The following is an 11,805-nucleotide window of genomic DNA, read 5'->3' as shown; positions in this document are numbered from 1 at the left end:
TTACGGGGAGTAATCAGCATGAACCTACGAGTGCGAGTCATGAACTGCGGAAGCCGGCACTGGTACGCCGACATCGACGACGCCGACGATCCGCAACCGGACGATCCGTTCTGGTTCGTAGACAACTGCCGGACTCAGACGCAGGCGCTGCAGAGCGCCTGCGCCGAGCTCCGGCTGATGTCCGGCCGGCTGGTTCGGGGTGATCACCTCGACCGGGTGCTCGAAGTGACCGGCGTACCGGTCTGACCCGTCAGCCGGCGGGCGGTACGGCGGCACAGCTGCTGCCGCGCTTCGGTACGTCCCGCGCGATCAGGTAGTAGTCGATCGTGCTCTGCATGCACGGGCTCTTCGAGTAGCTCCCGTGTCCCCAACCCTCGTACGTCAGAAGTACGCCGTACCGTCCGAGCTGCCGCTCCACGCTCTGCGCCCAGGCGTAGCCAGTAGCCGGGTCGTGGATCGCGTTGGCGAGCAGTACAGGCGTCTTGAGCGCACGGACCTTCAGCAGGTGCTGCGGGTTGTTCGCGGGCGGTGAGCCGAGACAGATGGACACAGCCATCAGCTGACCGGGGTAGCGCAGGTCCTGGTTATTGCGTGCGAGCCGCTGCAGATGTCCGGCGTACTCGCGGTAGCTGCGGACCGGCAGGTTCCAGTCCTGACAGAACACCGCCAGCGGGTACGGCGCGACTCCCGTCTGCACCGGCTTCGGGGGAGTGCCGCCGGCCTTCAGCATCTCGGCCAGCGCCGACCATTGCGGTCCGTAGAGCGCCCGGAACACGGAGAAGCTCAGTGTGAACGGGTCAGGTGACTTGGCGAGCAGATCCGCCCAGAGAGCGTGGATGTCGCGCCCGTGCAGTGCACAGGTCGTCGTGGCGTCGCACCACTTCACGAACTCGTCGAACGAGTCCTGTCCCGCGGCCGCTTGGTCGTCGAGGAAGTCACCTGCCCTGGACGAGCTGTGGTCGCTCACGCTCTCCAGCACCATCGCGCGGACCCGGTGTGGGTACGTCTCGGCGTACTGCGCTCCGAGCACCGTCCCGTACGAACTGCCGTGGAAGGAGATCGTGGACTCGCCGAGCGCTCGCCGTACGGCGTCGACGTCGCGCACCGTCTGCCACGTGTCGATGTGGTCGTACAGCGGACCGGTGTGCTCGCGGCAGTCCGTGGCGAGCTGCCGGTTGTAGGTGATCGTGGAGGTGAACTCGGCCGCGCTCTTGATGATCGGCGACGGCTGCTTGTTGAGGAGCTCGGCAGAGCAGCGCACCGGGTTGCTGCGCGCCACACCGCGCGGGTCGAAGCTGACGATGTCGAAGCGGTCCTGCACGTCCGTGCTGAACCGGTCGATCCCGGTCTTGATCCGGTCGACTCCCGAGTCGCCGGGACCACCTGGGCCGAACACCAGGACGCCGACGCGTTCGCTGGGCACCTTCGCCGTACGGCGGGCGATCGCGAACTCGAACGTGGGGCCGTCGGGGTCGCGCCAGTCGATCGGCAACTTGAGCGTCGCGCACTGCGAGCCGCGAACCTCGGCCGGGTCGTCCTTGCCTTCGGGCTTGCAGTCGGCCCACTGCACCCCGGTCGTAGTCGCTGCTGTGGGGAGTGTTGTCAGCCCGGCGGTCGCGACGCCGAGCAGTACAGCGCCGGTGACGGCGCGCTGGGTGAACGTCATGCGCCGATCCTTCGGCAATCGCTTGCTACCGGCATCAGGGAGCCGCCCCCGTGCGACCCCGAACGCGGCTTGGGGGGCTTGTTAGGGTCGCTGTTGATGAGTACCAAACATGCGGCGTGGTTCCGGACGGTGGCGATCGCCGAGGCGATCTCGTGGACCGGACTGCTGGTCGGGATGCTGTTCAAGTACGTGCTGTCCGACAACGAGATCGGGGTGAAGATCTTCGGCCCGATCCACGGCGGCATCTTCATCGCCTACGTGGTCACCGTGCTGGCCGTGCGCGGCCCGTTGCGGTGGTCCTGGCTGGTGACGTTGGTCGCGCTGGCGGCCAGCATTCCCCCGTTGTTCACCTGGTTCTTCGAGATCTGGGCAGTCCGCACGGGCCGGATTGACGCCGGCCGGGAGACCGCCGTACCGTCCACAGCAGAAGTCAACTCAACAGCCGCATGAACCCGTGCGGGAGAGACCCGGGCACGAACCGGGCGCCGTAGGAGCAACTCTCCCCAAGAATCTCTCAGGCACCTTCACCGCGCGGGCGAGGCACCTCTGGAAGGCATCCGCCTGACAGAGCGGGGAGGACACCAAACGGTCAACGGCGACCGGAAGGAACCTCCACACGATGGCGATCAGCGTCTTCGACCTGTTCAGTATCGGGATCGGCCCGTCGAGCTCCCACACCGTGGGACCGATGCGTGCGGCCCGCACCTTCGCACGCGGTCTCGCCGACGACGGCCTGCTGGCCGCGACGACAACCGTCGAGGCCCAGCTCTTCGGCTCGCTCGGCGCCACCGGGCACGGGCACGGCAGTAACAAGGCCGTCCTGCTCGGCCTCGAGGGCGCCGACCCGGAGACCGTCGCGACGCACTCGGTCGACGCCCGCGTCGAGACGATCCGCGAGCGCGGCCGGATCCTGCTGGCCGGCACCCACGAGATCACGTTCAACGAGAACACCGACCTGCTCATGCACCGCCGCAAGGCGCTCCCGTACCACCCGAACGGGATGATGTTCGTCGCCCGTGACGCCGACAACGCAGTACTGCGGGAACGCACCTACTACTCGGTCGGCGGCGGATTCGTCGTCGACGAGAACGCCGCCGCGGGTGACCGGATCGTGCCGGACACGACCCCGCTGAAGTACCCGTTCACCACCGGCGCGGAGCTGCTCGACCGGTGCCGCGAGTCGCAACTGTCGATCAGCGAGGTGATGCTCGCGAACGAGCTCGCCTGGCGGACCGAGGACGAGGTCCGGGACGGGCTGCTGCACATCTGGCAGGTGATGCAGGACTGCGTCCGCGAAGGATGCGAGACCGAGGGCATCCTGCCCGGCGGACTCAAGGTGCCGCGCCGCGCCCACGCCCTGCACAAGAAGCTCACCCAGGACCCGTGGTCGGTCGATCCGCTCAAGGTGATGGACTGGGTGAACCTGTTCGCGCTCGCGGTCAACGAGCAGAACGCGTCGGGCGGCCGGATCGTCACCGCCCCGACGAACGGTGCCGCCGGCATCATTCCCGCCGTACTGCACTACTACCGGCGCTTCGTGCCCGGGTCGACCGAGGACGGCGTGGTCCGGTTCCTGCTGGCCGCCGGTGCGATCGGCGTGCTCTACAAGGAGAACGCGTCGATCTCCGGCGCCGAGGTCGGCTGTCAGGGCGAGGTCGGTTCCGCCTGCTCGATGGCCGCCGCCGGGCTGTGCGAGGTCTCTGGCGGTACGCCGGAACAGGTGGAGAACGCCGCCGAGATCGCGATGGAGCACAACCTCGGCCTGACCTGCGACCCGGTCGGCGGACTGGTGCAGATCCCGTGCATCGAGCGGAACGCGATGGCGTCGGTGAAGGCGATCAACGCGACCCGGATGGCGATGCACGGCGACGGCGTCCACGTGGTCACCCTCGACAAGGTCATCAAGACCATGCGCGAGACCGGCGCCGACATGAAGGTCAAGTACAAGGAGACGTCCCGCGGCGGCCTCGCCGTCAACGTCATCGAGTGCTAGCCAGCCTGGGAACAGCAGTACCAGGCTGAAACGCGTGCCGCCCGGGATACTGGGGAACATGGGCGAGCTCGGGCGGACGTTGCACGCGTGGCGTGATCGGGTCGCGCCTTCGGAGGTCGGACTGCCGGCCGGTGGCAAGCGGCGGGCTCCCGGGCTGCGGCGCGAGGAGCTCGCGCACCTCGCCGGGTTGTCGGTCGACTACATCGTCCGGCTGGAGCAGGGCCGGTCGGACTCGCCGTCGGCCCAGGTACTGACCGCGCTGGCCCGCGCGCTCCGGTTGTCCGATGCCGAGCGCAACCATCTGTTCGTGCTCGCGGGCGAGGTCGAGCCGTCGCCCGGGCGGGTGTCGGCGTACATCCCGCCCGGTGTGCAGCGGATCGTGGACCAGTTGGAGGGCGCGCCGCTGTGCGTCACCGACGCCGCCTGGACGGTGATCACCTGGAACCCGATGTTCGCCGCGCTGATCGGCGACTTCTCGCCGTGGCAGGGGCGGTGGCGGAACATCGTCTACCGGCATTTCGTGGATCCGGGCGACCGCGTCGTCATGACGCCGGAGCAGCAGCAGAATTTCCGGAACGCGATGGTGACGGATTTGCGCGCGTCCCTCGCCCGGTATCCGCGCGATCCGGATCTCAAGGCGTTGATCGAGGAGCTCCGTGCCGGGTACGACGAGTTCGCGCAACTGTGGGAGCGGCCGGTCGTCCGCTTCCACCAGAGCGAGCGGAAGACGATCCGGCACCCGGAGGTCGGCACCTTCGACATCGACTGCGACGTACTCGCGGTCCCGGGCAGCGACCTGCGGATGGTCGTCTACACCGCCGCCCCGAACACCGAGGCCGCCGAGAAGCTCCGCCTGCTGTCGGTGATCGGTCTGCAGGCACTCACCTGAGCAGCGCCGCCACCGCCGCAGGATCCTCGACCTGAGCGTTGTGCCCGAGGCCGGGTAGCGTGACGGCCCGATGGTGCAGGGCGTGCAGTTCGGCGTCGCTGTTCATGGGATCCCGTTCGCCGCGCGCCAGCACGACGTCGGCCTGACTCGCCGCGATCAGCGCGGGCATGTCCGGTGCGCCGACGCCGAACGTTCCGGGATCCAGGGCGAGACGCCAGCGCCCGTCCTGCTCGAGCAGGACGTGGTCGACGGCCTCGACTGCCTCGGCCATGGCAGCGAAGGTGTACGTCGAGAGCGGGGCAGCCGAGCCGCGGCCCGGGAGGTCCGGAGCGTACTTGGTGTGCGGCCAGGTGTCCCAGACGCGGCCGTTGGCTCCGAGACCGTGCAGCAGCACCAGATTCGCCATGAGAGCAGGCTGGCAGAGGAATGCGGCCGTTGCGCGCCGGTCGGCGCGTTGTCAGCTAACGCACTGCATTCCTACGGTCGCGTAAAGGGCACCGAATTCCCGGAACATATCTGTTTGGCGTGGAATTTGTTCCAAGGTCTGTTTGAAACGACTCATCTGCCGATACTCTGCGGGTCTTGTGAAACCGATGTCTGCCACGGCTTTCCGCCGCCCGCCCTGGCAGAACCCGCGGCGTCGCCGCCAGGCTGCCGCCGGCGCCGGCATTCTGCTGCTCGGCTACCTCGTGCTGGTCTTCATCGCCCTGCTCGGCGGCCCGCGGATCGGCGCCGGGTTCCTGCCGCTGCCCGGCGGCGGGCCGAAGCCGGCCGCGCCGATCGCCGGCCCACAGCCCGGCGAGCCGACGCAGAACATCCCTGGACTCCCGCCCCGGACCAGCCCGACTCCGGTTCCCACGCCCGGCGTGACACCCAGTGCCGTCGCGACGCCGTTGCCGACAGCAACCAAGCCGGGCGAGACGCAGCTACCGGTCGGTGCCACCAGTACGCCGTACCCGACGATCGTCCCCGGTACGCCGACGCCGCAGATCGTCGAGACCACCGGACCTACGGCCCCGCCCGCGACCAAGCGACCCCCGACGGTCCCGACCGCGCCTCCGACGAAGGCGACGACCGCGCCGACAAGTCGCCCGACCGCGTCGAGCACCCCGACCGCGCCCCCCACGAAGCCCCCCACGAAGCCGCCCACCGCGCCGCCCACCACCACCCCGACCCCTCCGCCACCACCGCCTGACGACCCGGACGACCCCGGACTCCTCGGCGGCATCCTCGGCAATCTGCTCGACAAGCTCGGGCTCTAGTAGGCCTCGACCTCGGTGGTGTCGGCGTTGCCGCCTGGGCGGGGTTGCAGGTTGACCTGCCAGGCCTGGTTCTTGCCGAAGGTCTGGTCGAACTTCTTGAAGGAGCAGTCTGCCCGGAACTTGCGGTGCTCGGCGTCCCAGTCCGTGCCGCTCTTGAAGTAGAGGCGGTACGCGCCGCCGATCTGGTTCACGGTCGCGGACTGGGTTGCCCGCAGATACACCATCACCTGTGGGGTACCCGGTGGCTTGCCGTCGCTGACGATCGAGATCGCGACGTCCTTCGTAGTGCCGTTGGTGATCTTGAGCCGGCCCATCCCCTCCAGATCACGCCGTACCAGGACGTCGCCGTTGTCGGGACGCACCTGCTTCGGTGCGGGCCCGGGATCGGGCAGCGTCCGGCCGAACGTCAGCTTGACCCGCTGCAGCTGCACGAGTGCGGTGCTGAGGTCGGCACGCAATTGCCGCTGCACCTTCTGCGAGGTGTACGCCGTACCACCGCAGCGCGCATCCTCCTCGGTCTTCTCTACCGAGCTCGTCAGCCGCGTCGCCGCCACACCGACGCGCTCCTGCAGCAGCGCGTGTACGCCGGTCAGCCGGGACGTCACCGTCAGCGCGGACAGCCGGATCGCGATCGTGTTGAGCGACTCCGCGAGTGTGCTCATCGCCTCGCTCAGACCCTCGGCCGTTCGGACCCGGGTCAGCGCACGTGTCGGCCCGGCCAGCACCTGGTCGATCCGGGTCAGCTCGGCCTGATAGCCCGCCGGACTCAACGGCCCCGCAGCCGGCATCGATGACGTCGGCGCCGGCGCGGCACTACTGCTCGAAGAAGTCGCGACAGGGCTCGGCGCAGGTTTCGGCTCCCCACCGCAACCCGCAACCAGACCCACCCCGGCACAGAGCGCAACCCAGCATTTCATCCCCACCCCAGCCCCCCAGGTCCCCAACCCGTGAGCTGTAAGGGTAAGGCATCAATCCCGTGGTGCGGGACGGACGAACGGGAACGCCAGCGTGCTGCGGATGTTCTGGCCGGTGAGCATCATCATGACCCGGTCGACGCCGATGCCCAGACCGCCGGTCGGAGGCATCGCGTACTCGAGCGCCGACAGGAAGTCCTCGTCCAGCGACATCGCCTCCGGGTCGCCGGCGGCGGCCTTCAAGGACTGTTCGGTGAGCCGGCGGCGCTGCTCGATCGGGTCGACGAGCTCGGAGTACGCCGTACCGATCTCGGCCCCGAACGCGACCAGGTCCCAGCGCTCGGCGAGCCGTGGATTCGTGCGGTGGTTGCGGGTCAGCGGGGACGTCTCGAGTGGGAAGTCGGTGTAGAACGTCGGCAGCATGGTGTTCGGTTCGACGAGCTCGTCGTACAGCTCCAGGACGAGTTCACCGGCCGACATCTCGAACGTCGTGTGGACGCCGTGCTCCGCGCACAACGCCCGGAGCTGGTCCGCGGGCGTTTCCGAGTCGATCGCAGTACCGGCGGCCAGGCCGACCGCGTCGTGGACGGTGACGACCGCCCACTCGCCCGAGATGTCGAGCTCCTCACCGTCCCGGCGTACGACGGGCTTGCCGTGCACCGCGGTCGCGGCCTCGATCAGCAGCTCCCGGGTGAGTTCGCGCATGACGTGGTAGTCGGCGTACGGCTGGTAGGCCTCGACCGACGTGAACTCCGGGTTGTGGGTCGCGTCGGCGCCCTCGTTGCGGAAGTTCCGGTTCAGCTCGAAGACCTTGCCCATCCCGCCGACGCTCAGCCGCTTCAGGAACAGCTCCGGCGCGATCCGCAGGAACAGCTCGGTGTCGTAGGCGTTGATGTGCGTGACGAACGGCCGCGCGTTCGCGCCGCCGTGCACCGCCTGCAGCATCGGCGTCTCCACCTCGATGAACCCACGCCCCTCGAATCCGTTGCGCAGGGCCCGTACTGCGGCACTGCGCTGCTGCATCATCCGCAGCGAATCCGGGTTCATCACCAGGTCGAGGTGCCGCTGCCGGACGCGCGCTTCGGGGTCGGTGAAACCCTTCCGCTTGTCGGGCAGCGGGTGCAGGCACTTCGCCGCCATCACCCACGACGTCGCGGCGATCGACAGCTCACCCCGGCGGCTCGTGACGACCTCGCCGGTGACGCTCACGTGGTCGCCGATGTCGACCAGCCGCTGCCACTGGTCCAGCGGTACGTCGCCGCAGGACTCGGCCGTCAGCATCACCTGCAACTGCGTGAGCCCGTCCTGCAGTTGCGCGAACGCCAGACCGCCGTGGCTCCGCATCCGCAGCACCCGGCCGGTCACGGACGCCGTGTGCCCGGTGTGATGGTCCGGCGGCAGGTTCGGGTACAGCTCCCGGACGCGTTCCAGCGTCTCCGTCCGCGGCACCTCGACCGGGTACGGATCGATGCCCGCAGCAACGAGTTCGGCGAGCTTGGAACGCCGGATCTGCTCCTGCTCGGTGAGCTTCCGCGTCGGCAACGCGGGCCGCAGCAAGTCCACTTCCTGGTCGTGTACGGCGGTTGCGAACGCGCGACCGTCCGCAGCCATGATCGCGTGCCGCTCCGCAGCCTCGACACTGTCGACGCGGGTCCACGGCCGCGGCGCCGGCAGGAAGCCTTCCGCCGTACCGGCCGCCAGCACCACCTGCGCGAGCGACGCGCCCCGCGAGTAGCACATCAACCGCGGCGACCAGCGCGGCAAGTACTTCTCGTTCGACTGGTACAGACTCTCCAGCTGCCAGAAGCGCGATCCCGCGGTCAGCAACGCGTTCGTGAGCCGCAGTACCGGTCCCGCGCCGACCCGCTCGGCGTCGCTGAAGATCTCCCGGAACATCGCGAAGTTCAGCGAGATCCGGTGTACGCCGAGATCGCCGGAGGCGTCGATCAGCGAGGTGACCATGAACTCCATCAACCCGTTCACGGACTCGGGATCGCGCCGCATCAGGTCCAGCGACACCCCCCGGACACCCCACGGGGCGAACGACAGCAGCCCGCGGACGACGCCGTCGGCGTCCCGCGCGATCACCATCACGCAGCGCGCGTCGGCCGGATCGCCGAGCCGCCCGAGTGCCATCGAGAACCCGCGCTCGGTCCGCGCCCCACGCCACTTCTCCGCCAGGTGGACGTACTGCGCCAGCGTCTCCGGTGACAGGTCTCCGTGCCGCACGACCTCGGCGTGGTACCCGGCCCGCTGGACCCGCGTCACGGCCTGGCGCACCGGTCGCATCGTGCGGCCTTCGAGGGTGAAGTCCGCGACGTCGATGATCGCCTCGTCGCCCATCGACAGTGCGCGCAGGCCCGCGTCGACGTACGCCTGCGCTGCCTCCTCGCTCGCCGACAAGACCGCCGGTGACCAGCCGTACCTGCGGGCTTCGGCGAGCCAGCGCTGGATCGCCGCCGGCCAGGCGACCGGGTCGCCGAGCGGATCGCCACTGGCCAGGCTGACGCCGTTCACCACCCGGTACGCGATCGCGGCGTCGTTGCCCGGTGCGAACACGACCGCCTTGTCCCGGCGGGTGGCGAAGTACCCCAACGAGTCCCGCTCGCCGTGCAGCAGAAGCAGGCGCCGTACCTCGAGCTCCTCGGGCTGCGTGAGGTACCGGACCCGCTGCACCGAGCGGAGGAAGATCCAGAACGCCAGCACCAGCGAGGCCGCCGAGATCGCGCCGACGGTCAGACCGATCCAGCCGTGGCCCTCGTGCCCGCCCATCTTGCTGCGCGACTGGCCGAGCGCGGCGATCACGGCCCAGCCGATCTTCTGCCGTTGCCCGTCGAGGGTTCGCGGGAAGATCTGGGTGAGGGTGACGCTGACCGCGATCGAGATCAGCATGCCGAAGACCAGCGCGCCGACCGCGAGCCGCCGGCTACCGGGTGCGAGCCGGGCCGGGAACGCGCCGCGGATCTTCCACAGCAGGATGACGATCGCAGCCACCACGACCGCCTGGACGATGCCCCACTCCAGGTCCTCGACGCTAGCCGGCCCGAAGTCGCGGAGCAGGTCCGCGTCCGTCGGGTTGGCCAGCCGGACGCTGGTAAACGCGATCCCGGCGACCTGCGCGAGGAACCAGAGCGCCTCGAAGACCCACAGCACCCAGAGCAGTGCCGCTCGCTTACCGCGCAGCAACGCGCTGCCGACCACCGCGAGGTAGACGGCGGAGAAGATCGTGTGCCCGGCCGGGATACCGACGAAGTCGAACGCGAAGTCGACGTGCTTGACGAACCTCGGCGCGCCCACGTGCAGCGGGATGGCGATGAACGACCATATCGAGGCGAGCACGACAACGCGGCCCACCCAGCCCGCGGCCCGGTGCTGCCACGCCGGGATCATTGCTACTTGTTCCGACGGCACCAGCCGATCATCCCACTAGTTCGCTGCGACTTCGGTCGACCTAGCACTACCTCGACAGTACAGCTGACGCCACAGTCAATACTTAGGTTGACATGCGACGGTGTTGTGTATGGCCGCCGTCCCTTACCGCCTCGTCCGCAACCTGATGCTTGCCGCAGGCGTGCTCTACTGCAGCCTGCTGCTCGAGGCGGCGGCCGGCTTCCCGTTGGACGTCCACAGTTCGTTCCTGAGTGAGCTGGGGGCGCGGGACCAGTCCACGAGTCTCTACGCGCGCGGGATGGACCTGGCCACGGGCGTGTTGCTGCTGGTCGCCGTACTGCTGGCCAGGCCTGCGGCTCGGTCGCAGCGGGAGCTGACCGGTCTGCTGATCAGTACGGCGGTATTCGGGCTCGGCACGTTGTTCGACTCGTTCTCGCCGATGGACTGCGCACCGTCGGCCAGTGCGACCTGCCGAGCGGCAGAGGCGAACGGACAGGTCGGGGTGGCGATGGTGCTCCACGAGGTGACCTCCACCCTCGCAGGTCTCGGCAGCATCGCCATGGGCGTCTTCGCGGTCCTCGTACTCCGGCGGTTCGGCTGGGGTGGACCGTGGGCCAAGGTAGTCGCCGTACTGGCCGGAGCGGTCGCAGTGACGCAGACGTGGCTCGGTGTCCAGACCGGGAGCGATGTCCTCACCGGCAACGAACTGGATGCTCCGGGCATCCTGCAGCGGGTCTCGATCGCGCTTGTCTGCTTAATGCTGGGGACAGTGTTACCAGCATTAAGGCACGCTTTATCTCAATGAGCGTGACGTGGATCGTGGTGCCTGGGCTGGCTGAGACTCCGGAGGAGTTCAGCCGGCTCGTTGAGTTGCTCCCGGACGAGGATGTTCGCGTCATCGATCCGTGGCGTACGCCGATCACCTCGGACGTGGACGCGTTGCGGGCGGCTGTCGGCGTACGGCCTGATGCGGAGATCGGACTGATCGGGCACTCGATCGGCGGACTGGCTGCACTGCGCTGGGCGCTGACACGGCCGCTCGAGGTGACCCGGCTGGTGCTGGTCGACAGCAGCCTCACGTCGGAGACGGGGTGGCGTGCGTTCTACCCCGGGAAGCGTGGTGACCGCGTGGTTCGCGCGGCGGCGCGGTTCCTCGGGCGGGTCGGCGTACCGCAGCTGTTCGGTCCTGCGGTACGACGGTTGATCGTGCGCCTCGGCAGCACGTCGAACCATGACCTGTTGTCCAAAGCAACGGCCAAGGCACGGTACGGCGGGGACACGTCGTGGCTGCTGTTCTGGGACGAGCTCGCGGGCAGCTGGGAGCTGGCAGCAGAGGTGGCCAAGCTGGTCGCCGGCCCGGTCGGTGCAATCGCTCCGACGTCTCTCCTGGTGGCGACCGGCGGTACGTCGCGCTTCACCGCCGGCAGCTGGTTGGCCGGCCAGCAACGCCTGGCTGACGCCCTGGGCGGAACAGTCGAGGTCCTGTCCGACTCCGCTCACCTGGTCCATCTCGACCGCCCCGACGCCATCGCCGCCGTAGTTCGCGGATAACCCCTTCCACTCAGCGGCCGGAGTGCTTTACGCTCATTCCACTGAAACAGTCGTGGCAGTAACTCTGTAGTGGATGTGCACAATGAGTGATCGCATACCGGCAAGCCTCCGCTGGCATTGGCTCCTCGACGACGCCTGGA

11 protein-coding genes and 1 riboswitch are annotated in these 11,805 nt (G+C 68.6%); of the genes, 7 read left to right on the top strand and 4 right to left on the bottom strand.

Annotation, left to right across the window (positions count from 1 at the left end):
• The first annotated feature begins 18 nt into the window (after nt 1–18).
• Nucleotides 19–246 carry a hypothetical protein gene (locus EV649_RS34230; RefSeq protein WP_130387844.1) on the top strand — a complete coding sequence of 76 codons (228 nt, stop codon included), beginning with the start codon at nt 19–21 and terminating at the stop codon, nt 244–246.
• A gap of 4 nt (nt 247–250) precedes the next feature.
• Here the strand turns inward: EV649_RS34230 and EV649_RS34225 are convergent, their stop codons facing one another.
• Entirely contained in the window at nt 251–1,666 is a 1,416-nt protein-coding gene (locus EV649_RS34225) for an alpha/beta fold hydrolase (RefSeq protein WP_130387843.1), read from the bottom strand.
• A 96-nt stretch (nt 1,667–1,762) separates the two neighbouring features.
• Here EV649_RS34225 and EV649_RS34220 point away from each other — a divergent pair, with 96 nt between their 5' ends.
• The 3 genes from EV649_RS34220 (at nt 1,763) to EV649_RS34210 (ending at nt 4,548) form a co-directional block, all read left to right on the top strand.
• The gene (locus EV649_RS34220; RefSeq protein WP_130387842.1) at nt 1,763–2,116 is read left to right on the top strand and encodes a DUF3817 domain-containing protein; all 354 of its coding nucleotides are present in this window, start codon (nt 1,763–1,765) and stop codon (nt 2,114–2,116) included.
• A riboswitch (glycine riboswitch) is annotated at nt 2,114–2,206 on the top strand. Its footprint overlaps the gene before it by 3 nt.
• A gap of 79 nt (nt 2,207–2,285) precedes the next feature.
• The gene (locus tag EV649_RS34215; protein ID WP_130387841.1) at nt 2,286–3,659 is read left to right on the top strand and encodes an L-serine ammonia-lyase; all 1,374 of its coding nucleotides are present in this window, start codon (nt 2,286–2,288) and stop codon (nt 3,657–3,659) included.
• A 58-nt stretch (nt 3,660–3,717) separates the two neighbouring features.
• Complete coding sequence (locus tag EV649_RS34210) at nt 3,718–4,548, top strand: helix-turn-helix transcriptional regulator (protein WP_130387840.1); 831 nt, start codon at nt 3,718–3,720, stop codon at nt 4,546–4,548.
• Here the strand turns inward: EV649_RS34210 and EV649_RS34205 are convergent.
• Entirely contained in the window at nt 4,541–4,954 is a 414-nt protein-coding gene (locus EV649_RS34205; protein ID WP_130387839.1) for an alpha/beta fold hydrolase, read from the bottom strand. The two genes, EV649_RS34210 and EV649_RS34205, sit on opposite strands and share 8 nt — an antisense overlap.
• Before the next feature lie 187 nt (nt 4,955–5,141).
• Here EV649_RS34205 and EV649_RS34200 point away from each other — a divergent pair, with 187 nt between their 5' ends.
• Nucleotides 5,142–5,810, top strand: a complete 669-nt coding sequence (locus EV649_RS34200) for a hypothetical protein (RefSeq protein ID WP_130387838.1) — start codon at nt 5,142–5,144, stop codon at nt 5,808–5,810.
• On the opposite strand, the gene EV649_RS34195 is transcribed toward EV649_RS34200, so the two are convergent.
• On the bottom strand, nt 5,807–6,598 hold the full coding sequence (locus EV649_RS34195; RefSeq protein ID WP_130387837.1) for a hypothetical protein: 792 nt from the start codon (nt 6,596–6,598) through the stop codon (nt 5,807–5,809). The genes EV649_RS34200 and EV649_RS34195 overlap by 4 nt on opposite strands.
• Nucleotides 6,599–6,778: 180 nt before the next feature.
• Entirely contained in the window at nt 6,779–10,135 is a 3,357-nt protein-coding gene (lysX, locus tag EV649_RS34190; RefSeq protein ID WP_130387836.1) for a bifunctional lysylphosphatidylglycerol synthetase/lysine--tRNA ligase LysX, read from the bottom strand.
• Between the two features lie 109 nt (nt 10,136–10,244).
• Here lysX and EV649_RS34185 point away from each other — a divergent pair, with 109 nt between their 5' ends.
• Both EV649_RS34185 and EV649_RS34180 read left to right on the top strand, forming a co-directional pair.
• Entirely contained in the window at nt 10,245–10,919 is a 675-nt protein-coding gene (locus EV649_RS34185; RefSeq protein ID WP_130387835.1) for a DUF998 domain-containing protein, read from the top strand.
• A complete protein-coding gene (locus EV649_RS34180) occupies nt 10,916–11,665 on the top strand; it encodes an alpha/beta fold hydrolase (protein WP_130387834.1) in 750 nt (249 codons plus the stop codon). Before EV649_RS34185 ends, EV649_RS34180 begins: the two co-directional genes overlap by 4 nt.
• The last annotated feature ends 140 nt before the right edge of the window (nt 11,666–11,805 follow it).

It is taken from the genome of Kribbella sp. VKM Ac-2569 (assembly GCF_004216905.1).
In the GTDB taxonomy this organism is placed as follows: domain Bacteria; phylum Actinomycetota; class Actinomycetes; order Propionibacteriales; family Kribbellaceae; genus Kribbella.
Note: the sequence above shows the minus strand (reverse complement) of the source record. Positions and strands in the feature narration are given on the sequence as shown.

Excerpts from the sequence above, each read along its gene's own strand:
- EV649_RS34230 (WP_130387844.1), top strand. The coding sequence starts at position 19 with ATGAACCTACGAGTGCGAGTCATGAACTGCGGAAGCCGGCACTGGTAC.
- EV649_RS34210 (WP_130387840.1), top strand. The coding sequence starts at position 3,718 with ATGGGCGAGCTCGGGCGGACGTTGCACGCGTGGCGTGATCGGGTCGCG.
- EV649_RS34205 (WP_130387839.1), bottom strand. The coding sequence starts at position 4,954 with ATGGCGAATCTGGTGCTGCTGCACGGTCTCGGAGCCAACGGCCGCGTC.
- EV649_RS34185 (WP_130387835.1), top strand. The coding sequence starts at position 10,245 with ATGGCCGCCGTCCCTTACCGCCTCGTCCGCAACCTGATGCTTGCCGCA.
- EV649_RS34220 (WP_130387842.1), top strand. The coding sequence starts at position 1,763 with ATGAGTACCAAACATGCGGCGTGGTTCCGGACGGTGGCGATCGCCGAG.
- EV649_RS34225 (WP_130387843.1), bottom strand. The coding sequence starts at position 1,666 with ATGACGTTCACCCAGCGCGCCGTCACCGGCGCTGTACTGCTCGGCGTC.
- EV649_RS34200 (WP_130387838.1), top strand. The coding sequence starts at position 5,142 with ATGTCTGCCACGGCTTTCCGCCGCCCGCCCTGGCAGAACCCGCGGCGT.
- EV649_RS34180 (WP_130387834.1), top strand. The coding sequence starts at position 10,916 with ATGAGCGTGACGTGGATCGTGGTGCCTGGGCTGGCTGAGACTCCGGAG.
- EV649_RS34195 (WP_130387837.1), bottom strand. The coding sequence starts at position 6,598 with ATGCCGGCTGCGGGGCCGTTGAGTCCGGCGGGCTATCAGGCCGAGCTG.
- EV649_RS34215 (WP_130387841.1), top strand. The coding sequence starts at position 2,286 with ATGGCGATCAGCGTCTTCGACCTGTTCAGTATCGGGATCGGCCCGTCG.